Annotated in this window: 19 protein-coding genes; 10 read left to right on the top strand and 9 right to left on the bottom strand. The window is 66.1% G+C overall.

Annotated elements, in window-relative coordinates; translation table 11 throughout:
- Positions 1-20 precede the first annotated feature (20 nt).
- From ABD116_RS21405 to ABD116_RS21365, 9 genes are all read right to left on the bottom strand, one after another.
- Positions 21-1,478, bottom strand: coding sequence for an RtcB family protein (locus tag ABD116_RS21405; protein WP_343972846.1), 1,458 nt, complete (start codon positions 1,476-1,478; stop codon positions 21-23).
- A 33-nt stretch (positions 1,479-1,511) separates the two neighbouring features.
- Positions 1,512-2,996, bottom strand: coding sequence for a polysaccharide biosynthesis protein (locus tag ABD116_RS21400; RefSeq protein WP_343972843.1), 1,485 nt, complete (start codon positions 2,994-2,996; stop codon positions 1,512-1,514).
- On the bottom strand, positions 2,993-4,210 hold the full coding sequence (locus ABD116_RS21395) for a DegT/DnrJ/EryC1/StrS family aminotransferase (RefSeq protein ID WP_343972841.1): 1,218 nt from the start codon (positions 4,208-4,210) through the stop codon (positions 2,993-2,995). Before ABD116_RS21395 ends, ABD116_RS21400 begins: the two co-directional genes overlap by 4 nt.
- Positions 4,211-4,302: 92 nt before the next feature.
- Positions 4,303-5,010, bottom strand: a complete 708-nt coding sequence (locus ABD116_RS21390) for a response regulator (protein WP_343972838.1) — start codon at positions 5,008-5,010, stop codon at positions 4,303-4,305.
- Complete coding sequence (locus tag ABD116_RS21385) at positions 5,007-5,642, bottom strand: LuxR C-terminal-related transcriptional regulator (RefSeq protein ID WP_343972835.1); 636 nt, start codon at positions 5,640-5,642, stop codon at positions 5,007-5,009. Before ABD116_RS21385 ends, ABD116_RS21390 begins: the two co-directional genes overlap by 4 nt.
- Positions 5,639-6,280, bottom strand: a complete 642-nt coding sequence (locus ABD116_RS21380) for a sensor histidine kinase (protein WP_343972832.1) — start codon at positions 6,278-6,280, stop codon at positions 5,639-5,641. Before ABD116_RS21380 ends, ABD116_RS21385 begins: the two co-directional genes overlap by 4 nt.
- 197 nt (positions 6,281-6,477) lie before the next feature.
- Positions 6,478-7,809 carry a right-handed parallel beta-helix repeat-containing protein gene (locus ABD116_RS21375; RefSeq protein ID WP_343972829.1) on the bottom strand — a complete coding sequence of 444 codons (1,332 nt, stop codon included), beginning with the start codon at positions 7,807-7,809 and terminating at the stop codon, positions 6,478-6,480.
- 269 nt (positions 7,810-8,078) lie between these two features.
- Positions 8,079-9,158 (bottom strand): sensor histidine kinase, encoded by a 1,080-nt coding sequence (locus tag ABD116_RS21370; protein ID WP_343972826.1) that lies wholly within the window; start codon positions 9,156-9,158, stop codon positions 8,079-8,081.
- Entirely contained in the window at positions 9,130-9,795 is a 666-nt protein-coding gene (locus ABD116_RS21365) for a response regulator transcription factor (RefSeq protein WP_343972823.1), read from the bottom strand. Before ABD116_RS21365 ends, ABD116_RS21370 begins: the two co-directional genes overlap by 29 nt.
- A 282-nt stretch (positions 9,796-10,077) precedes the next feature.
- On the opposite strand from ABD116_RS21365, the gene ABD116_RS21360 reads away from it, so the two are divergent.
- The 10 genes from ABD116_RS21360 to ABD116_RS21315 all read left to right on the top strand — a co-directional run bounded on the left by ABD116_RS21360 (position 10,078) and on the right by ABD116_RS21315 (position 19,839).
- Positions 10,078-10,905 carry an undecaprenyl-diphosphate phosphatase gene (locus tag ABD116_RS21360; protein WP_343972820.1) on the top strand — a complete coding sequence of 276 codons (828 nt, stop codon included), beginning with the start codon at positions 10,078-10,080 and terminating at the stop codon, positions 10,903-10,905.
- Between the two features lie 1,805 nt (positions 10,906-12,710).
- Positions 12,711-13,256 carry a hypothetical protein gene (locus ABD116_RS21355; protein ID WP_343972817.1) on the top strand — a complete coding sequence of 182 codons (546 nt, stop codon included), beginning with the start codon at positions 12,711-12,713 and terminating at the stop codon, positions 13,254-13,256.
- The gene (locus ABD116_RS21350; protein ID WP_343973088.1) at positions 13,237-14,148 is read left to right on the top strand and encodes a hypothetical protein; all 912 of its coding nucleotides are present in this window, start codon (positions 13,237-13,239) and stop codon (positions 14,146-14,148) included. The genes ABD116_RS21355 and ABD116_RS21350 overlap by 20 nt, the downstream gene beginning before the upstream one ends.
- A gap of 43 nt (positions 14,149-14,191) precedes the next feature.
- Positions 14,192-14,383 (top strand): hypothetical protein, encoded by a 192-nt coding sequence (locus ABD116_RS21345; RefSeq protein ID WP_343972814.1) that lies wholly within the window; start codon positions 14,192-14,194, stop codon positions 14,381-14,383.
- Between the two features lie 81 nt (positions 14,384-14,464).
- Complete coding sequence (locus ABD116_RS21340; protein ID WP_343972811.1) at positions 14,465-15,379, top strand: hypothetical protein; 915 nt, start codon at positions 14,465-14,467, stop codon at positions 15,377-15,379.
- A complete protein-coding gene (locus ABD116_RS21335) occupies positions 15,379-16,266 on the top strand; it encodes a hypothetical protein (RefSeq protein WP_343972808.1) in 888 nt (295 codons plus the stop codon). Before ABD116_RS21340 ends, ABD116_RS21335 begins: the two co-directional genes overlap by 1 nt.
- Before the next feature lie 80 nt (positions 16,267-16,346).
- Positions 16,347-17,225: a hypothetical protein gene (locus ABD116_RS21330; RefSeq protein WP_343972805.1), complete on the top strand. Its 879-nt coding sequence runs from the start codon at positions 16,347-16,349 to the stop codon at positions 17,223-17,225.
- Between the two features lie 3 nt (positions 17,226-17,228).
- Complete coding sequence (locus tag ABD116_RS21325; RefSeq protein WP_343972802.1) at positions 17,229-18,293, top strand: toprim domain-containing protein; 1,065 nt, start codon at positions 17,229-17,231, stop codon at positions 18,291-18,293.
- Between the two features lie 29 nt (positions 18,294-18,322).
- The gene (locus ABD116_RS21320) at positions 18,323-19,036 is read left to right on the top strand and encodes a hypothetical protein (RefSeq protein ID WP_343972799.1); all 714 of its coding nucleotides are present in this window, start codon (positions 18,323-18,325) and stop codon (positions 19,034-19,036) included.
- A gap of 197 nt (positions 19,037-19,233) precedes the next feature.
- Entirely contained in the window at positions 19,234-19,839 is a 606-nt protein-coding gene (locus ABD116_RS21315) for a hypothetical protein (RefSeq protein ID WP_343972795.1), read from the top strand.
- Positions 19,840-19,892: the final 53 nt, after the last annotated feature.

Genomic DNA, 19,892 nt, shown 5'->3' with positions numbered 1-19,892 from the left:
TCCTGCGTCTGGAAGCGTGGTTAGTGGAGTACGGCTACCGGCCGCATCCGGGCGACGGGCTGGACCAGCCCGTTGCGGACGAGGACGTCGAGCGCGGCGTCGACGCCGCGGTTGTCGAAGTGCGGGGCGTCGGTGGGTGCGCCGTCGTCATAGCGATAGCGCAGCGTCTTGCGGCCGAGTGGGTCGTCGCCGGAGATGCCCCGGGTGACCAGGTCCTTCACGACCGTGCCGGCGCCATGGCACGCGGAGTAGAGGCTGTTGGCGGCCTTGTCCCCGGCTACCGCGAGATAGCTGGAGGTGCGATGCGTGCCGGGCAGCAGGACGGCCTGACCGGTGTCCGCGAAGGTGGTCCCGGGCGTCATCATGCTGGCTGGGAAGGCCCGGCAGGAGTTGTGCCGATGGACCACAGCCGTCGATCCGTCGACGGGCTCCTCGTAGATGCTGTTGTGGGGGGAGTCGACGACGAGTCGTCCGGTGGCGCCGCCGAAGGACTCGGCCGCGATCTTGCGGAGCGCCGCGTAGGTCGCGGTACGGAAGGCGAAGCCGTAGTTCATCGCTGCCGCCGTGGCCAGCATCAGTCGCTGGCCTTCGTCGGTGGCGAGCCCGAGCGGCGTGCAACCGTCGGTGAAGTAGAGGCTCAGCCGGGCCTTGAGCTGGGCGAAGGACTTCGCCGAACGCAGGTGGAACCACGGCTTCAGGGCCGCGTTGACCGCCTTGATCTGGCGTGGGTAGTCCTTGCGACGGAAGAAGAGCCGGCCGATCTCGCCGGTGAAGACACCGCCGCCACCGTGGTACTGGATGGTCAGCTGGCCTTCCTTCACCCCTAGCTTCGCGGCCCGCTCCGGATCGAGGATCTCCTCGACCCGCTGCAGCTCGACGAAGTGGTTCGACGGGCCGACGGTCCCGAACCGGTACCGCGCCAGCTGGAAGGCGACGCCGGGGAGCTCGGACTGCAGCCGGTCGATCCCGCCGTACCGCTCCAGCTCGATCCGGCCGCCCTCCTCGATCCGCTCGAGGTCGTCGGCGGGTGCGCCCCAGCGCTCGACGCTGAACTCCGAGCCGTTCTTGACCGCCCTGACCACCTCGGAGCGGGACAGCTCGCGCGTGCCCTGAGTGGGGTACGGATAACGCTGGCGGACGGCCCGCATGAAGGTGTCGATGGCGCGCTCGTCGGGAACCTCAGAGTCGACGGCGATCAGCGCCATCCCGCAGTTCACCGACGAGCTGGTCAGGTCGGGACGGATCGTGCCGTTGGTCGCGACCGCGACACTGGACGGCAGCTCCATCTTGGACTTGTGATGGAAGTCGGGCAGCACGACCGGCGGAGCAGCCAGGTCCGCGCCCTCGACCCGATGACGCAGCGCTGCAACCGTGGTCTGGTTGGCCGGCAGCAGGTGACTGTCATCGAAGACCGTCGGGGGGTCGGTGACGGCGTCGAGGACGCGGACATTCAGTGGTGGCTGGTGATCAGTGGTCATGGCTGCTCGCAGTCGTGGTAGGCGGTCACGTGGTCAGAAGTCGTCCGGGTACGGCGCGCCCGCGGTGACAGCGGACACCAGGCCGGGGGCCGGGGTGTACTCCGGGACGAGCCGGCGCAGGTGCCGGAACACCTCGTCGGGACGGTTGTGTGAGGCCGCGTCGTACAGCTCGCGCAGGCCGGCCCGGAAGCCGGGGACGGCGTGCGGCGGCTTCGTCATCGAGATCCGCGGGTGGTCGGTCGGCAGTGCTTCCTCCTCGCAGCCGAACAGCTCCTCGGTCAGCTTCTCGCCGGGCCGCAGGCCGGTGTAGCGGAACTTCACGTCGCGGATGTTGAGCAGGTTCGCGAAGTTGCGGACCAGGTCGACGATCCGGACCGGTTCGCCCATGTCGAGGACGTACGTCGAGGAGCCGTCGGCCATCCGGGCCGCCTCGAGGACCAGTCCGACGGCTTCCTCGATGGTCATGAAGAAGCGGTTCACGTCCGGGTGGGTCACGGTCACGTCCGCGCCGCTGGCGAGCTGGTCGCGGACCACGTGCAGGAGCGAGCCGCGGCTGCCGAGTACGTTGCCGAACCGGACCGCCGTCAGCACGGTGTCCGAGCCGTGGTGCGCTTCCAGGACCAGCTCGGCCAGCCGTTTGGTTGCCCCGAGCACCGAAGCTGGGTTGGCTGCCTTGTCGGTGGAGATCAGCACGAACCGTTCGACGTCGTAGGCGATCGCGGCCTCGACCAGGTTCTCGGTGCCCCGGACATTCGACTTCACGCCTTCGCAGGGGTGGCGCTCCAGTACCGGCAGGTGTTTGAGGGCCGCGGCGTGGAAGACGATCTGCGGACGGTGGTCGCGGAACAGTTGGTGGATCCGCTCGCTGTCGCGGATGTCGGCCACCACAGTGCTCTCGGTGTCCAGCAGCGCCTCGCCCCACAGATCGAGCTGGGTGCGGTGCAGGTTCGACTCGTCGTGGTCGAGCATGATCAGCTCGGCCGGCCCGAAGCCGTAGACCTGGCGGCACAACTCGCTGCCGATCGAACCGCCCGCGCCCGTCACCAGGACCCGCTTGCCGGCGATGGCCTCGGCCGCACCGCGACTGACCACGTGCATCTCCGGGCGCCCGATCAACGGGCCGACCTGGAGAGCGCGCATGTCGGTGCCGGCGATCTGCCGCTGCAGCGCCGACAGGAACGGCGGCAGGTGGAGCACGGTGACGCCTTGGGCGGCCGCCCGGAGTCCGAGCTGCTTCACCTCGTGGGTCGGCATCGACGGGATGGCGACCACGACGACATCGACGCGGTTGCTTTCGAGTACGGCCTCGAGATCGGCCAGCGTGCCCAGTACCCGGCGTCCTCCGAACCGCCGGCCCTGCTTGGATTCGTCGTCGTCCAGGAAGCCAACCGGCTCCAGCCCGAACGAGCTGACCCGGTGCAGGTCGCGGGCCAGGGCGAGGCCGGCCTCACCGGCCCCGACCACGATGGTCCGCAACAGGTTCTTCTCGTCTTGCCGTAGCAACACAGGCTGACTCATTCCGCTCCCTTTCTGGAGAACCGCCGGTTCGTCGCGTCTGCCAACGCGGCGCACACGGCATCGATCTGGCCGTCGGTCAGACGGGGGTGGATCGGTAGTGACAGCAACTGGTCGAAAAGGGCGTCTGCGCCGTTCATCCCGCTCGGGGGAATCGACGCGACCTGGCCGAAGTACGTGAGCTGGTGGACCGGGATGAAGTGCACCGAGGTGCCGACTCCCCGGGCCGCCAGTTCGGCGATCACCTCGTCCCGCTCGATCCCTGCTGCCAGCCGGATCGGGTAGAGATGCCACGCGTGGGTGCCGGTTCCGGGTGCGGGGCGGTGGGGGAGCGCCACCGCCGGCAGCGTGGACAGCTGGAGGTCATAACGGGCAGCGATCTGGGCTCGGCGCTCCTGCCACCTGGGTAGGTGCGTGAGCTGGGCGCGTCCCATCGCTGCCTGGATGTCGGTCATGTTGGCTTTGAGACCGGCTTCGGCGACGTCGTAGCGCCAACTGCCGCCGGGGAGGTACCGGCGCCACGCGTCGGCGGTCATCCCGTGCAAACGGGCCTGATGCAACCATCCGGCCCGGTCCGCGTTGTTGGTAGTGATCATGCCGCCTTCGCCGAGCGGCAGGTTCTTCGTTGCGTAGAAGCTGAAACAGGTCGCTCCGCACTGCGAGCCGATGGGTGTCGAGCCCTCGTAGGTGCCGATCGCGTGAGCGGCGTCGACGACGACCTGGTCGAGCGTGAGCCCGGCCGCGTCGGCCAGCGCCGGTACGTCCGCAAGGTCACCCGCCCAGTGCACGACGGTCATCGCCGCGGGTTGTCCGAAGGCTCGTACTGAGTCCCGCACGGTGGCGGGAGTCGGCATGCCGGTGATCGCGTCGACATCGACGAGAACCGGTTGCAGGCCTGCGTGCACGATGGCCTGGACGGCGCCGCAGAACGTCATCGTCGAGGTGAGGACGAGCGATCCGCGCGGCAGCCCGTAGGAGCGCAACGCGAGCTCGATCCCGTGTGTACACGAGGAAACGGCGACGGCATGGTCCGCGCCGACATAGCCGGCGAACTCGCCCTCGAAGGCGGCCACCTCGCGGCCGGTGGTGACCCAGCCGGACCGGAGTACGCGGAGTGCGGCGTTCTGGGCCGCGGCGGTGATGTAGCAGTCCGCGAACGGCACCTGGACCTCTTCGGCCGGTACGGCGCGCGGCACAGCATTGATTCGGGTAGTCATCCCGTATGCCCCCCTCAGAGCCACTGCTTTGACCTCGACGCTACGGGCCGTGAGCGTGGCCCGCGCCCGACGAGGAGGTGAGAACGTCTACGTCAGAAGGACGATCCGCGGCAGCCGGCGGCCGGGAGTTCGTCGATTTCGTCGATGCCCTTCACGCCGTGTGACCGGGCGAAGGCCACCAGGGCGAGGGCCGAGTGCTGGTCCGATCTGCGGAGCAGGCTCTGCACGTGGGTCCGGACCGTGTTCATCGAGACGAACAGCTGTGCGGCGACCTCGGCCCGGGTCATCCCGGACACCAGGCAGCGCAGTACTTCGAGCTCGCGCGGCGTCAGTTCCGCGACGAACTCGGCGGCCGCCTGCCGTCCTCGGCGATCCGACAGCAGATGATCCAGCACCGGCCGCAACGTGGCCGGCGCGAGGTAGAGCTGGCCGCTGAGGACCTGCCACACAGCCGCCATCAGCGCTTGCAGTGGTGTGGTCTTCGACAGCCATCCGCCTGCACCCGACTCGAGTGCCTTGACGATCAGGCGCGGCTCGTTGCTGCCGGACAAGACGATGGCCGGCGGCGCGTCCGCACTGCGGGCCAACTCGTCGAGCAGGTCGAACCCGGACTCGTCGGCGAGCATCAGGTCGAGCAGCACGAGGTCGGGTGGATCGGAGGCGATGAGTGCCCGGGCCGCGTCGAGGTTCGAGGCACGGTCCACCCGGCTGATGCCGTCTTCTGCCAGCAACGCTTCGCCGAGGACGTCCGCGAAGACGCGATGATCGTCGACGAGCAAGAGAGTCGCGCCCTCGGTCATACCGGCCTACCACCGCTGCTCAGGACGGCCGCGTCGACCAGACCGGCGGCCTCGGCCGCCCTGGCGATCTTGCCCCTGCCGTGGACTCCGAGCTTGCGCAGGATCTGCTGAACGTGGGTCCGGACAGTGTGCCGACTGACCCCGAGCCGGTCGGCCATCTCCTGCGTGGAATGACCGCGCACGACGAGCCGCAGTACTTCGAGCTCGCGGCCGGTGAGCGCGTCCACGACGCCGTGGTCCTGCCGCTGACCCGGGATCTGCCAGCCCTCGGACACCCGCTCGCCACCGGCGACCCGGTCGAGAGTGTTCATCAGTACGGGAAAGGCGCAGGCCTTGTTGACCACGCCGCGGATCAGGCCTTGCTCGTAGGCCTCCCAGACACCGTCCTGGCAGACATCGGTGAGCAGGACGACGGCCGGTGGATCGTCGAGTCCGGCCAGGAACCCGGCCACCGCGACCGCATAGGTCTCCACGACGTCGATGACGCAGATGTCCGGACGCGACTCGGTGGCGCGGCTCATCAGAACGGCGGGCTCGTCGGTGGTCAGGACCACCTCGTGGCCTTGCTGCGCGAGGGCCGTCGACAGGACCGACGAGAAGAGCCATTGCTCGTCGCAGATCGCGAGCCTCATGCCGGCCTCACCGGACGCCGGAGGGCCGGGACACAGAGGCGGACAGTGGTACCGGTTCCTGGTCCGCTGGAGATCTCGAGTCGGCCCTTGCAGGCCCGCACCGCGGCCGCGACGACCTGTAGGCCGTGGCCGGTGCCCGACGCGATGCCGCCGAAACCCGCGCCGTCGTCGACGACCTCGACCTTCGCCTCGTCGCCGTCCACACCGACCGTCACCGTCACGGACCCGTTCGCTCCGGCCGCGCGGCAGGCGTTGTCGAGCAGATTGCCGACTGCCCGCCGGAACAGTGCCTGCTCGCCCGCCACCAGGACGTGCTTCGAGCGTACGACGGTGATCCTGCCCCGGTGGGTGAGCCGTACGACCTCCGCGCACTCGGTGACGAGTCGGGAAAGATTGACCGTGCCGGTGTCGTGACCGCGATCGAACTCGGCCGCGAGCATCTCGGCGATCGCGGTGAACTGCTGGTGGATCAAGGTCATCCGGGTCTGCCCGGCGTCCTGCCCGGCCCTCGGCTCGGACAGCAAGAGACCTGCGGCAACGTACTGCCGCAGGTCGTGGCACAGCCTCTTCAGCTGATCCGGGTTGTTCGTCTCCGCACTCTTCTCGACGAATGGTTCCGGCGCACTGACAGCACTCATCCGTGACCCCCCTCAGAGTCATCACCGAGCGAACCGCTGCCCCTGCGGTTCCGTGCGGCCAATCCCTTCGCAGGGCCCCCTGGCGTGCACGTCCCGGTCTCAGGGCACTAGTACAGGGGGTCGGCCCGCCTGCTGGTGGAGGTTTCGCGGAGTCGTCATGAGGCGGTCATTTTCCTGTCATGAACCGCGCCCCGGGATCAGTGGTGGAACTCGTACGCACCCAGGTCGTCGTAGCGCCTCGGACCTTCGGCGAAGGTGTTGGCCGTGGCAGGATCGTCGTACCGGCCGGCGCCGAGGAGATCGGTCGACTGGGCTCCGGAGACTCCGGAGTCGCCGCGGTCGATCGCGGCCGAGCCGGCCCGCAGACTGAGATCCCATCCGCCGGGGGAGACGAAGCCGGGGTCGGCCTGGACGCCGTGGGACTCCTGCTGGGTGGCCGCCTGCATCGCGGCGAGCGAGGTGTAGGTCGACTTGAACGCGTACATCTTGCCGGCCTTGGTCAGCCAGACGAGGTTGTGGTCGACGGTGGTACTGGCCGGCGCCGAATCCCAGATCCCGATGTTGCCCGCCCGCCGGGCACAGGAGATGCCGTTGTAGGCCGGGTAGACGGCGTTGTCGACCGCGATGTTGTTCACCACCTGGTAGTTCCCGGAGGTGCCTTCGACGTTGATGCCGGTGGTGCAGTTGCGGTAGACGGTGTTGCCGATCATCCGGCCACCGGTGACGTTGAGGTTGTCGATGCCGTGGTCGCCGTTGTTGTAGGTGACATTGAGCGCCGCCAGGTTGTCGTTCCCGCCGGTGTAGAACTGGATCCCGGAGTCCTCGTTGTCGTGGGTGACGTTGCGCAGGACGGAGTTGCCCGGGCTGACCACGTTGATCCCGTTGGCGTTGCGCTGGAACCCGTCGGCGTTGAAGCTCGCGGTGTTGCCGGTCACGGTGATGCCGGTCGCGCCCGCGGTGAGCACGATGCCGGTGCCGTTGTTGTGGTGCACGTAGTTGTCGCTCACCGTCGACGAGGTGGCGCCGCGGATGCTGATCCCGGGGGCGGTCTTGCTCTTGATCGGGCGGCCGGCGCCGGTGATCGTGTTGCCGGCGATGGTCAGATGGTCGCCGCCGGACACGTAGATGCCGTCGGCAACGGTGCCGGCGAAGCTGAGGGCGGAGACGGTGACGTAGCTGCGGCCGGTGAGGCTGGCGCCGTAGTACGTGGCGCCGGTGATGGTCGGGTTGCGTCCCGGCCACTCGGTGATCGTGATCGGCGCGGCGGCGGTACCGGAGACGGGGGGCTTGATCGTCTCGGCGTAGGTGCCGTTGCCGATGTAGAGCGTGTACCCGGCGGCCAGCTTGGTCACGGCCTTGCCGATGGTGCAGTACGGCGTGGTGGCGGTGCCGATGCCCGAATCCGAACAGGCGGCCGTGCGATCGACGTACAGGGAGGTCGTCGCGGCCTCGGCGAGTGAGGGGAACGCCAGCAGGCCGGCCGGCAGCAGCGCGGTCGCGCACAGGCCCAGACTCCTGATCAGTCTCATGCCCTCACGGTAGGAAGCAGCCGGATTCGTTGCATCGCGCAATCGACGTAGCCGCGCCTGCTCGCTGGCTGAGCCGACGTACCACTGCGTACGTCGGCCAAGCGCGGTGGTCCCGTCACGGCTAGGGGGGAGTGCCGGTGACGGGCGACAGCCGCGGCGCAGGGGCGAATGGGGGGACGCCCTGGCGCGTCGACGTACGCAGTCGTCATCCAGGCTGCGGGCCGGATGAGGTCGAGGGCAAGGAAGATGACGGAAATGTCATCGAGTGCTCAGCGCGGCAGCGAGAGTTCGAAGACCGCGCCGCCGAGCGGATGGTTGTGAGCGGTGAGAGTCCCACCATGGGCGGCGGCGGTCGCCCGGGCCATCGACAGGCCCAGGCCACTGCCCATCGGGCCGTTCGGCGGCATCCGGTGCCAGAACCGGTCGAAGATGGCGGGCAGGTCCTCGGGGTCGATCCCGGGACCGGAGTCAGTCACGGCGATGACGAAGGAGGTTTCGAGCAGCTGGCAGGCCACGGTGATCGAGCCGCCGTCGGCGGTGAAGTGCACTGCGTTCTCGATCAGGGCGTCGATGGCCAGGGCGAGCCATTCGGGATCGGCCGCGACGATGCCGGTCTCCTCGTTCCGGATCCGCCAGGCCCGATCGGCGCCGGCCGACCAGTTGGCGCCGAGCTGTCCGACCAGCTCGCCCAGGTCCGTCGGCTGCCGGCGGATCGCGACCCCCGAGTCCAGCCGGGCGAGCGCGAGCAGCCGGTTCGACAGGGCCGACATCCGCTCCAGCTGGGCAAGAGCGACGGTCAGGTCCTCCGCCGTGCCCGGTGCGACCCCGGAGGCCGCGGCGAGTTCCAGGTGCCCGCGCGCGATCGTCACCGGCGTACGGAGGGCGTGCGAGGCGTCCCGGAAGAACTCGCGTTCCCGGTTCACGCCGGCGACCTGTTTGGCGGCCATCTCCTCGACCTGGCGCAGGGCGGTGGCCCGGCGCTGGGCGTGCCAGACCATCACGCCGACCACTGCCGGCATCAACGGGATCTCGGCCAGCTCGGCGCGGGCGAGCACGCCCTCGGAGGCATGCGTCCACATCAGCCAGCCGCCCGGCACGGTGATCGCGACGATCAGGGCCAGCGTCGGGACCACCGGCCAGACCCGGTAGCCGTAGGCGACCGCGAGGGCCAGGAACATGATGTGGAACGGCGCCGCCTCATGTCCGGGCAGCGCGAGCATCAAGCCCATCATCGCCACGACGAAGACGGCCAGGCAGACGTCGACCGCCAGCCCGGTCCGCAGGCGCGGTACCGGAACCCGGACCGGCGTGCTCAGCGCCTCACGCGCTCTGGAGCTGATAACCGACATTGCGCACCGTCACGATGACATCGGGGCGCAACTTGGCGCGCAACCGGCCGATACAGACGTCGACCACGTTGGTCGCCGGGTCGAAGTCGTAGCCCCACACCTCGGAGAGCAACTCCTGGCGGGTGCAGACCGCGTTGGCGTTCCGCATCAGGTGCAACAGCAGCAGGAACTCCCGCTGCGACAGCACGGTCGGCTTGCCGTCGACGAGCAGCTGGCGCGCCTGCAGGTCGAGCACGATGTTGCCGACCTGCAGGGTGTCTCTTCGCCGCGTGGTGGCGTTCTCCTGCAGCCGGCTGCGCACCCGGGCGATCAGTTCCCGGACCGCGAACGGCTTGGCCAGGAAGTCGACCGCGCCCTGCTCGAGGCACGAGATCCGCAGTTGCACGTCACCGGTCGCCGACAAGATGAGCACCCGCAGCCCAGGGTCCTGCGCCATCAGCGCGGACAGCACCGCCTCGCCGTTGACGCCCGGCATGATCAGGTCGAGCACAACCAGATCGGGCCGTTCGGTCAGCGCGAGCCGGATGCCGTCGAACCCGTTCGTCGACGTGAGCACCTGATACCCGTCTGTCTCCAGTGCCCTCTTGACGAACCTCACCAGGTCGGGTTCGTCATCGATCACCAAGATTTTGGTCATCTCGCCCCCCTCAGGATGATGACCGTTGTTCACATTCCCGTAGCCCATTGTTATCGGGCCGCCGCAGCCCACGGTAGGGCTGACCACACCCCGTTAGGTGGAGATTCGCTAACGACGGCGTGTTCGGAGCTCATCGACCACGGCCGGTAAATGGATCGCCACTCTCAGCGGATCCTCAGCCAGCGGTGACTAGGGTGCTCCTCGCAACAGCCGTCGATCCGGGAGAGACCACGTGAAGCACTGCCTGTCGGTAGGCCGTTCTAGGTTGGAGATTGCCCACCGATGACGATCTGGGCGTCAATCGTTCTCGGCATTGTCGAGGGCCTGACCGAGTTCCTGCCGGTGTCGAGCACCGGCCATCTGACCATTGCGGCGAAGATCCTGGGTCTGCGCATCGACGACCCAGCGATCACCGGCTACACCGCCGTCATCCAGGTCGGCCCTATCGCCGCCGTGGTTCTCTACTTCTGGGGCGATATCCGCCGGATCGTCGTCGCCTGGGTGCGGGGTCTCGTGCACCGTGAGCATCGCGACGAGTTCGACTACCGGATGGGCTGGTACGTCCTGGTCGGCTCGCTACCGATCGGCATCGTCGGCTTCCTCGCCCGCGACCTGATTTCCGGCCCTCTACGCAGCCTGTGGTGGGTCGCCGCCGCCCTGATCATCTGGTCCTTCGTCATGGTCGCCGCCGAGCGACTGAGCAACAGGTCGCGCCCCTTGGACAACCTGACCCTCCGCGACGCCGTCATCATGGGCGCGGTCCAGTGCCTGGCGCTGATCCCCGGCATCTCCCGCTCCGGCGCCACCATCTCAGCCGGCCTCTTCCGCGGCCTCGACCGCGTTGCAGCCACCCGAATAGCGTTCCTCCTCGGAATCCCGGCCCTGGTAGGCGCCGGCCTCTATGAACTGAAGGACGCCGTATCAGGCGGCGTCGGCCCCGCGGCCCTGATCGTCGGAACCGTAGTGAGTTTCATCGTCGCCTACGCCTCAGTCGCCTGGCTCCTCCGCTTCGTCACCAAACACTCCATCGAGGTCTTCGCTCTCTACCGGGTAGCCCTAGGCGTCATCCTCATCCTGCTCCTGGCGACGGCGACAATTTCTGCGCAATGACGGCCTTTGGGGGTGGTCGTCGGGGCAGAGAAGAATGAAGCTTTAGTTGCGGTCGGGGGTCGATCTGAGCGAGGGTGCCGTCGTCATGTGTCATGCCAGATCTGTGTTGGTGGCATCGATTTTGGGTTGAACCGAACCTCCTGGGGTGCAAAGTCATTGTTTGACCCGTCCACGAGGGGGGGGGGGCGACCGGTGGGATCCGCGGTCGTTGATGGTCAGGGAGGCAGCGGTCGGTACGGCCTCGTCAACTCTGACCTGTACCGAATCCTGAGCTCTTGCGTAGCAGTTGGGCGGCTGGACCGCGCGCATCGCGTGCATCGATTCTGCTCGTGACACTGAAGATGCGGACGCGCAATCAACTGTCACTCTCCGTGGCCACGACCACGGCGGGAGTGGACGTGTGAAATAAGCGCTTTGCGCGCAACACATTTCACACTCCGTCAACGTGGGCAGATTAAGTCGACTGGTCAACGCGGCCCGGCTGATCTCGTTGATCGAGGACGAGTCGCTGCTGATCGCTCAAGTGCACGGTTATGACGAGTTCCGATTTCGGTAAGCAGGTAAACGGATTCGCGCCACCGAAGGCGTTCATCTCACAGCGGCGCGCCGGTGGGTGCCGTCCCTTTGAATCCGTTACAAAATGGATCTTGTAGCGATTGAGTATTGCGCGGTGGGCTGTGTTCAGTCGGTGACATTTGGTGACCGTCCGTGATTCAACACAACTCTCTCGCACCTCCGGTGATCGATGCGGGCGGTCACCCCGCGCGGGAATCAACGAAGACCTGGGAGGTCAACCAAGCGCCATCTATCTCACCTTCGGATGAAGAAGCTCCTTGGACCGGTCAAGGAGTAGCTGATGGGAGGTGAAAGATGGAGAAAGAGATTCCTCAACCTGAAGTGCCCAAAGACAGAGACAGAGCCAAGACCATCCAACGGATTGTGGCCGTCGGAGTGCAGTTGGCCTCGGCTCTGATCACCCTCTGGGTAAGGAGGAACAGCGACTGCTGAGCGAGTTGGAGCTCGCTCACCCTTGGGGGCCTGCACCTAATGTGTAGGTCCCTAATGGGACTACCGTAGCAAGCCTCAGTCAGGTCTGCCTGGAGCCGCCGCGTGTATCTAGATACAAGGCTCAAATGCTCTGGCCGATGGGTGCATTGGCGAATCGCGACGCCTAGCAGTAGTCCGCGAGAGGTCTGGTGCAAGATGTCTGCGGTCGTCCGTGGTGTATATGACGCGATACCGAGTGTCTCAATCACGACGAGGTAGTTCTCGACCTCCGACTCTTTGTCCAGGTCGCGAACAGTGGTCAACTCCTCCAGATAGACGATCTGCGGCTGATCGAGAGCTGGATGTCGACGGATCGTGAAGGCGCGGCCTACACCGCGACGACCTCCGTTCCGAACGGCAAGATTTGCAAGGTCACATTGGGGCGTCGAGATACCTCGACGACGTCGCCGGTCGAACTGATCCATCAGCGCGAAGCAGAGGCACCCGACTAACGCGGCTGTGCCTACGGTGCTGGCATCGGGAATCAATCAGTCTTCCTTGATGAGTGTGCTTCGGAGCCTCCCCTCCTTCTGCGCGACATATCCGTGTGGCTTGGCTCGACGCTGGACCTGGATTTGGCCGGCGTGGCGGGCGAGTACGCCACGGCCGTGTGTGGCGCGCCCGAAGTCTGCTTCGCCGCTCCGTTGAGGCGTTGTTAGGGCGAACCTCTGGAGGGCGGCGGCGTTGCTGAGCATGTTGAGATCGTGCACACCCGGCTGGGCGACACCTTACCTATGGGTGCACGACCTGGTGAGGGGTTGGACGAGGTTCTGGAGGCGAACCACTGGCGGTGGTACAAGTTCATGGATGGCTGGCAGCTCTCGACCCAGCGTGATGGGCAGGCGCGAGCCGCTGACATCGACGCCACAGCGCGTGCACTCCGAGGACTGGGGCATGAAGTCACGGTGGAGGATGTGAGAACCTCAAACTTTCGGTATGCCGTCAGACTTGCCGAACGATCTGTTGTCAAGTTCGAAGCGCTGGTTGCCGACTGGGACAGGTTGCCGCCTCTTGCGGGAAAGAGACCGTTCGTATGGCTCCGCAGACGTGTCGAGGCCGAACTGGAGGCTTGGCGAGCCCTCCGGGACCAGCTTGTGGAGAACGGGTATCCCTACTCACAGGACACCATTGGTAGCGGTGACTACGTCCGTATCAGTGGTCACTGGCGCAAGGTGGTGCGGGTCAACCGTAAGTCGGTCAGTGTTCGCACGGAGACACGCGTGGACAAGGCGCCCTATCACCGCATCACAGACCACTGGCCAGCTGATCTTCTCGGAGGCGATCATGACTCGCCGGCGCCCTGACCCGAGCGCCGTCATGACGGTGGCGGAGCGGGCGCGGTTGGGTCAGGTGAATCGAGTAGCCAGAGAGTTCTTTCGCCACGAGCTGCGAAGCGCAGAGGACGGCTGGGCGGCGCGGTCCCTGAGGCAGCAGGGTGCAGAGATGTTGCTCGACCCAGCCGGCCGGTGGGCGGTCGGCTACGCACCAGGTGCCCGCTCGCGGCTTGTGGGCTACCTGCGCTCGTGCGGCTTCGCGCTCGAGTCGATGACGAACGCTGGACTGACGGGTCGGAACGCCGAGGGGAGGGCGGTCGATCGGTTCCGGGATCTGCCGATGTTCCCGGCGAAGAACGAGCGGCTGGAAACTGTCGGCTTCATTGGGATTTCGCAGGCGGGGAACTACGAGTTCTCGCCCGAAACCCAGTTGCATAGGAGGGCCACTTCTCTCGTCGGAGTGGCTGAGCAACAGGAGTTACTGATCGGTGGGGGAGCGCCTGTACTGGTCGCGGATCCGATGGATGCCATCGCGATCACCCACGTCAGCTTGCTGTCGGCGGGTCGATGGGTGGGCATCCCGATGTTCGGCGCGGATCTGTCTCCAGTCCAGATGAGAATCCTCGGACGGTACGCCGCAACGGACCACGCGATCGTCGTACTGCCGGACACCACGATCGGGAGACGTCAGGCCGAGAGGTCGCTGAGAGGCTTGGGAGCTTTCTTCCCTCGTGTGCAGGCTGTTGAACTTCCACGGGGTACCTCGCCGAACAAACTCAGGCTTGGGGCCAACGGCTTGCAGCGCCTTCACGACGCCTTGCTGGAGACCCGCCCGCTCTCCGACTATCGCCGTGCCAAACCGCGGGCGGACATGCTTGAGCGGTACGCGGAGGTCGAGGACACACCGCTCCTGGATCCCTGAATCCCGGTCGCCGAGCTCCCGGCCGAGGGCGATGTTCGTTGGCATGACCGGGGATCGAGACCTACAGAAACTGCGGTGGAGCATCCAGCGGCTGATCGAGTTGGTTGATCAGGGCATCGACTCGGCCGGCGAGCAGCTCTCGAGAGGCGAGCCGTTCAAGGCATGGCGTCCTCCAGTGGGGACGTCGCCTCGCGACGACCCGGACCCGGACCCGGATCGAGGGCTGAGTCCTTGAGGGTGGGATCAGGGTTCTTGCCCCGCGATCCCGCAGCGATCTTCGAGTGCGACAGCAATCAGTTGCACATCGGAGGTTGTGATGGGTGAGGTCATCGATCCCGGATTCGTTCCCTCGAAAGAGGAGCGAGCGCGGATCCATGCGGCGATGAAGGAAGCCGGCAGGTTCTTTCGGGCCGAGTTGCTGAGAGCAACCGCCGATTGGCCGGGACAGTTCCTCAAGGAGCGCGGACTGGAGAGCGCCGCTGATCCAGGTGCGACGTGGAGGATCGGCTACGCCCCGGACAGCCACTCGCGGCTGACGGATCACCTCCAGAAGCAAGGATTCGACCTCTCCACGTTGATCAGAGCCGGCCTGATGTCCTGGACGGACGAGGGGGCGCCGATCGACAGGCACCGTGACCAAATCATGTTCGTCTCGCGCGACGTCCAGCTGGAGCTGGTCAGCTTCGTCGGGATCGACAGGGATGGCAGGGTGGCCTCGCAAGCGCCACCGACAGCCGCACATCATCCATCGAACGGCCTGGTCGGGCTGTACGACCAGCTGGATCTGCTCAACGCCGGCGCGACTCCGGTCATCGTGGACAAGTTGACGGATGCCCTGGCGATCGAGGAGCTGAGCCGGGCAACGACGAAGGAGCACGTCGGCATTCCATTGGCCGAGTCTCCGCTGTCCAGCGCTCAGGCACGGATGCTGGCGCGATTCAGCGAGACCGACCACGCGATCGTGATGATCCCGCCCGAACGCGCCGGCCGCGAAAGAGCGATCGGTGCGTCGCTCGACCTCGCGCTCTTCTTCGACCGTATCCGCGTCATCCCGCTGCCGCCTGATGATGCGATGTCCACGTTGACGCACTCACCACGCGAGCGTCAGACGATGCTCACATACCTCTCACTGGCCAGGCCGTTGACCGGTCACCAGAACGGCGTCAACGACAACGGAACCCAGCACACATCCCTGGAGATCGAGGATCCAGGGCCGGGACTGGAAATCTGATGAATGACGCTGAGGCAGGCCGCATCTCGCTAGACGAGAGGCAGCGGTTGCATGAGGCTAACGCCCTTGCGGCGATCTTCTTCCGCCAAGAACTGCTGGGGACGGAGAAAACTTGGCCGGTCGCTCTGCTTGAGAGTTGGGGCGCAGGTCTAGTTCTGAGTCCAGGCTCGGCCTGGCAGATCGGACTTGCGCCTGATGGTGGCACCCGCTTAGTGGATCGCCTACGGGCGGCGGGCTTCGGGCGCGAACTGCTCCTACGGTCGGGGCTGGCAAGCTCGGCCGAAGATGGCCGGCTGGTGGACCGGTACCGGGATCAGCTTGTGGTGGTCTCACACGATCGTCGACTGGATCCGGTGGGTTTCGTGGGCATCGATCGCGAAGGACGAGCCCGGCCGATCTCGGCGGAGACGCCAGTCCATCGCCGAGCGGAGGCACTCGTCGGCGTGATGGAGCAGATTGACTTGCTCGGAGAGGGAGCGATCCCAGTCATCGTCGATCACCCGCTGGATGCGGTTGCCGTTGGGCTTGGTAGTCATGAGGGCGGCAGGAGGCACGTCGGGATTCCGCTGTGCGGGGCGCCGATCTCGAAGGACCAAGCCTCGATCTTGCGGCGGTACACCGCCACCAACTGGGTGATCGTGACGGTGCCATTTGAGCAGGAGAGCGGGCAGCGGGCACTGCGTAGTGCCGTCGACCTGACCGAATACTTCGACCGCGTCAGGATGCTCGAATGCCCTCCCGGACCGCTGGTGGGAAACCCATGGCGGTTGGAATTCCTCGCCGACCTGTACCTGAACCCGCCGGGGGCCGATCGGTCAGGCGACCTTGCACAGCATCTCGATCCAGAGATCGATCACGGGTCGGACGGCCCTGGCCTTGTTCCTTGAATTGATGATCCAGGTTCTGGAGCGGCGGCCGAGCCGGGACCTTCGAAGTGAAGGCTTAGCGCTCGCGCTCGGAGGTTGTGATGGGTGACCAGGAGGCTGGACGCGGTACGTCCGAGGGGGAGAAGCGATGGTTGCATGAGGCAAATGCCGCGGCGGCCGTCTTCTACCGGGAGGAGTTGCTGCATGCGGCACCGGACTGGCCAAGTGAGGTCCTTGAACGTTGGCACGTCGAGGAGGTGCTGGATCCGGGATCGGCATGGTCGATCGGATATGCGCCGGACAGCGGCACTCGGCTGATCGACCACCTGCAGAAGCAGGGCTTCGGACGAGAGACCCTGATGCGGGCAGGGCTGATGAGCTGGACCAACGATCGCGGGGTTGCCGATCGCTACCAGGACAAGCTGGTCATGGTTTCCCGTGATAGGCAACTGGATCCGGTGGGGTTCGTAGGGATCGATCGTCGCGGTCAGGCGACGGTGATCACGCCAGAGACGCCGGTACATCGGCCCGCCGCATCGCTCGTCGGAGTACTGGAGCAGGTCGACGCGTTCAAGGCGGGCGCGATGGCTGTCATCGTCGATCATCCGCTGGACGCGATCGGGGTTCAGCTTGCCGTCGCTCATGCGCGAGATTTGAGGTACGTCGGGATTCCGCTGCTCGGCGCAGTATCGCAGGTTCAGGCGCAGATCTTGCAGCAGCACAGCGAACCCAGCCGGTTGATCGTCACAGTTGCCCATGAGGTCGAGTCGGCCGAGCTTGCACTGGAGAACGCCCTCGAGCTCACGTTCGCCTTCGACGAGATCCGGGTTTACCAACGGCCGCCTGGTCCGTTGCTGGGGAACACCGAGCAGATGCAGATAATCGCCGACCTGGTGGTGAGCAGCCGATCCACCGGCCCAAGCAGCGACAACGGTCACGACGCCACATTGGGCAATGAAGACCCTGGACCGAGTCTGTGATCGATGAATGCCTTGGTTCGGGCCAACGAGCTGGCCGCAGAACTCTTTCGTCGCGAGTTGCGGAACCGTCGCTCCGGCTGGGCCGCCGACCACCTCATCAGGAGACGGTTGGGGGCAGCACTCAATTCCGACAGCACCTGGGAGATCGGCTTCGCTCCTGACAGGTGGACCCGGCTGGTCGACCACCTGCGATCGAACGGCATTGGCGTCGACGTCATTGTGGCGGCCGGCCTGGCCAGCCCGACACCGTCTGGCTACCTCGCGGCCAGGTTCCGCGACCGCATCACCTTTGTGGCGCATGACATCGACCTGAGGCCGGTGGGTTTCGTCGCGCGGTCCCGAAGCCGTGAGCCGCGCTACCTCAATACTCGATCGACGAAGGTCTACACCAAGGGCAGGTCCCTGGTCGGCCTTGTCGCGCAAAAGAAGCGGCTCGCCGCCGGCGCGGTCCCGGTGATTGTCGAGGGGCCGATGGATGCCTATGCGGTCAGCCTGCTCGGCGATCAATGGGCGGGCCTAACGCCGTGCGGTACTGCGCTCACGCGACATCAGGCGTTGATGATCAGGGAGCACGCCGTCGCCGACTCGGTGATCATGATGTTCGATGCCGACGCGGGCGGCCGGGCGGGGGCAGAACGGAGCCTTGCCCTGCTGGCCCCGCTGTTCGGCACGGTCCTGATCGCGGAGCTTCCCGAACGCCGAGACCCAGCTGCTCTGTACTCCGCCGATCCCGGCTTGCTGCGCACCGCGATCCGGCAAACACGACCGTTACTCGAGTTTGCGATAGACGCCGAGCTGGCGCGGTGGGTAAGGGTACTCGACCACGTCAGCGGACAGGTGGATGCGTTGCGAGCCGTGGCGCCTCTCGTGGTGAGGCTTCCAAGCGACCGGATTGGGACCCAGGTTGTCCGGCTGGCCGCTCACCTCAACCTCGAAGAACGAGTGGTGTCGCGGGAGCTCCTGGCCTGCGTCGGCCGCCGGCCGAGAGCAGGCGCGTCCGCCGGTGACCTGGAGGCCGACCTGGATCTGGGTTCCAGGACGTTCCAGAACAGGGATCCAGGTTCATAACGGGTTCGGCAGACAGCAGATTGATGCTCATGGATGACGAGCTGGAGGTACTCATCAGCGCCGCGGCGAGGTCGGCGTGGGCCGAGGAGCCGTCCGTCGAGTTGATCGAGGCTATCGAGCAGCACATCGTCGTACCGCTACCGCACTGGATGAAGACGGTTCTCGGGCGCGATGAGGCCGCTCAGCTCGCTCGGGTGATTGCTTGGCGCAAGTGTCAGGTCCTCGCGGTCAATCCACCTCGGGGCGGTGTCTCATGGGGATATCTCGCCAACCATGTCCGCTGGCGTGTGAAGGATGCGGCGTTGACGGAGCTTCGCCATCGCCAGCGATTCCCCCTGACTCCGGCAGCACCGGACTCCGAGTTGCCGGAGCTGCCGACGCTCGGCCTGCACCTGGAGCAGATCGTCGCCGAGCTAGAGCGTCACGGCATCTCGAGCGCGATAGGCCGGCAACTGGTCCGTACGGCTGCCGACGGGCCCCCGTTCTATCGGGCAGCCATCATCAGCAGGCTGCGAGGGATAGGGGTCACCCGATCTCGGGCAGAGGGACTCGCTTGGCTCCTCCGTGGCGGTGCGGCAAGACCGTCTGCGCTAGCCCGACTCGCAGCCGGTCAGGCACCTGAGCAGGTCTTTGCTGATCCAGCTGTCCGGAACTGGTTGAAGGCGGCCACCGGCCGTGACCTGCTGTTTTTCGGACAACGGACTAGCGAGAACCGGTGGAACGACCTCGCTAGATCCGCCTGAGGAAAGTCTTTCGGGCCAGACCGTTGAGACCGCATGACCGACTCATGCCGTCGCAATTGGCTCGTCCGCTACTACCGCGCGCAGCTCAAGTTCTGGCTGTACGTGCTTGCCGGCCTGCGCCTGTTGCCGCCTCCCGTTGCGTTGGCCGGCCTCAGGTGGCTCCGGCGTACCGCAGTCCCCAAGAGAGGAAATCCCACGTGAACCGCTCCAGCTGGGCACGCTTCGTGCTCCCTATCGCGATCCTTCTCACCGTCATCACGATCGTTTCGATCTTGGTATTCGGATCGAACGGCCGCGACGACGAACAGGCGAAGACGTCCCAACCGACGCTCGTCCCGAGCCTGGCCGACGATGAGCCGGCACAACTCGAGGCGTGGAAGCGACCCACGACGTCAGATCCAAAGCTGATGGCGATCGGGTATGCCCGGGCGATCTGGACCTACGACACCTCGAAGCACAGCCTCAAGGACTGGCAGGACGCGGTCAGCGTCTTCGCCGATCCGTACGGCGAAGGTCCACGGGTCGCCCGGAGCCTGTTGCCGCTCATGGGGGAGTGGCAACAGCTCGAGCTCCACCATGCGAAAGCAACCGTCGATCAGATCACTGCAGAGAGCACTCCGGAGATGAAGCGGCTCCAGCAGAGCGAGGCGGCGCCCGACGGTTGGACCGGCTTCGTCATCCATGGGAAGCAGACGACTCTGCTCGACACGGACACGATCGTCTCCAACCGGCAGATGGCAGTCGGGGTCGTCTGTGCGTCGATCTGCAAGTTCTGGTCGGCATCGGCCCAGATCAACCCGTGATCGCTAAGGCTGCCCTGGCGGGCGCGCTGCTGATCAGCGGCGTTGGCTTGGTC

Source organism: Kribbella koreensis (assembly GCF_039525325.1).
GTDB classification, from domain to species: Bacteria; Actinomycetota; Actinomycetes; order Propionibacteriales; family Kribbellaceae; genus Kribbella; species Kribbella koreensis.
This window is presented reverse-complemented; position numbering and strand designations above follow the sequence as displayed.

Bases quoted from the DNA above. Each gene is read 5' to 3' on its own strand.
- ABD116_RS21380 (WP_343972832.1), bottom strand. From the start codon at position 6,280: ATGAGTGCTGTCAGTGCGCCGGAACCATTCGTCGAGAAGAGTGCGGAG.
- ABD116_RS21360 (WP_343972820.1), top strand. From the start codon at position 10,078: ATGACGATCTGGGCGTCAATCGTTCTCGGCATTGTCGAGGGCCTGACC.
- ABD116_RS21395 (WP_343972841.1), bottom strand. From the start codon at position 4,210: ATGACTACCCGAATCAATGCTGTGCCGCGCGCCGTACCGGCCGAAGAG.
- ABD116_RS21400 (WP_343972843.1), bottom strand. From the start codon at position 2,996: ATGAGTCAGCCTGTGTTGCTACGGCAAGACGAGAAGAACCTGTTGCGG.
- ABD116_RS21370 (WP_343972826.1), bottom strand. From the start codon at position 9,158: ATGTCGGTTATCAGCTCCAGAGCGCGTGAGGCGCTGAGCACGCCGGTC.
- ABD116_RS21350 (WP_343973088.1), top strand. From the start codon at position 13,237: ATGACTCGCCGGCGCCCTGACCCGAGCGCCGTCATGACGGTGGCGGAG.
- ABD116_RS21375 (WP_343972829.1), bottom strand. From the start codon at position 7,809: ATGAGACTGATCAGGAGTCTGGGCCTGTGCGCGACCGCGCTGCTGCCG.
- ABD116_RS21345 (WP_343972814.1), top strand. From the start codon at position 14,192: ATGACCGGGGATCGAGACCTACAGAAACTGCGGTGGAGCATCCAGCGG.
- ABD116_RS21405 (WP_343972846.1), bottom strand. From the start codon at position 1,478: ATGACCACTGATCACCAGCCACCACTGAATGTCCGCGTCCTCGACGCC.
- ABD116_RS21365 (WP_343972823.1), bottom strand. From the start codon at position 9,795: ATGACCAAAATCTTGGTGATCGATGACGAACCCGACCTGGTGAGGTTC.
- ABD116_RS21325 (WP_343972802.1), top strand. From the start codon at position 17,229: ATGAATGCCTTGGTTCGGGCCAACGAGCTGGCCGCAGAACTCTTTCGT.
- ABD116_RS21390 (WP_343972838.1), bottom strand. From the start codon at position 5,010: ATGACCGAGGGCGCGACTCTCTTGCTCGTCGACGATCATCGCGTCTTC.
- ABD116_RS21330 (WP_343972805.1), top strand. From the start codon at position 16,347: ATGGGTGACCAGGAGGCTGGACGCGGTACGTCCGAGGGGGAGAAGCGA.
- ABD116_RS21385 (WP_343972835.1), bottom strand. From the start codon at position 5,642: ATGAGGCTCGCGATCTGCGACGAGCAATGGCTCTTCTCGTCGGTCCTG.
- ABD116_RS21335 (WP_343972808.1), top strand. From the start codon at position 15,379: ATGAATGACGCTGAGGCAGGCCGCATCTCGCTAGACGAGAGGCAGCGG.
- ABD116_RS21340 (WP_343972811.1), top strand. From the start codon at position 14,465: ATGGGTGAGGTCATCGATCCCGGATTCGTTCCCTCGAAAGAGGAGCGA.
- ABD116_RS21320 (WP_343972799.1), top strand. From the start codon at position 18,323: ATGGATGACGAGCTGGAGGTACTCATCAGCGCCGCGGCGAGGTCGGCG.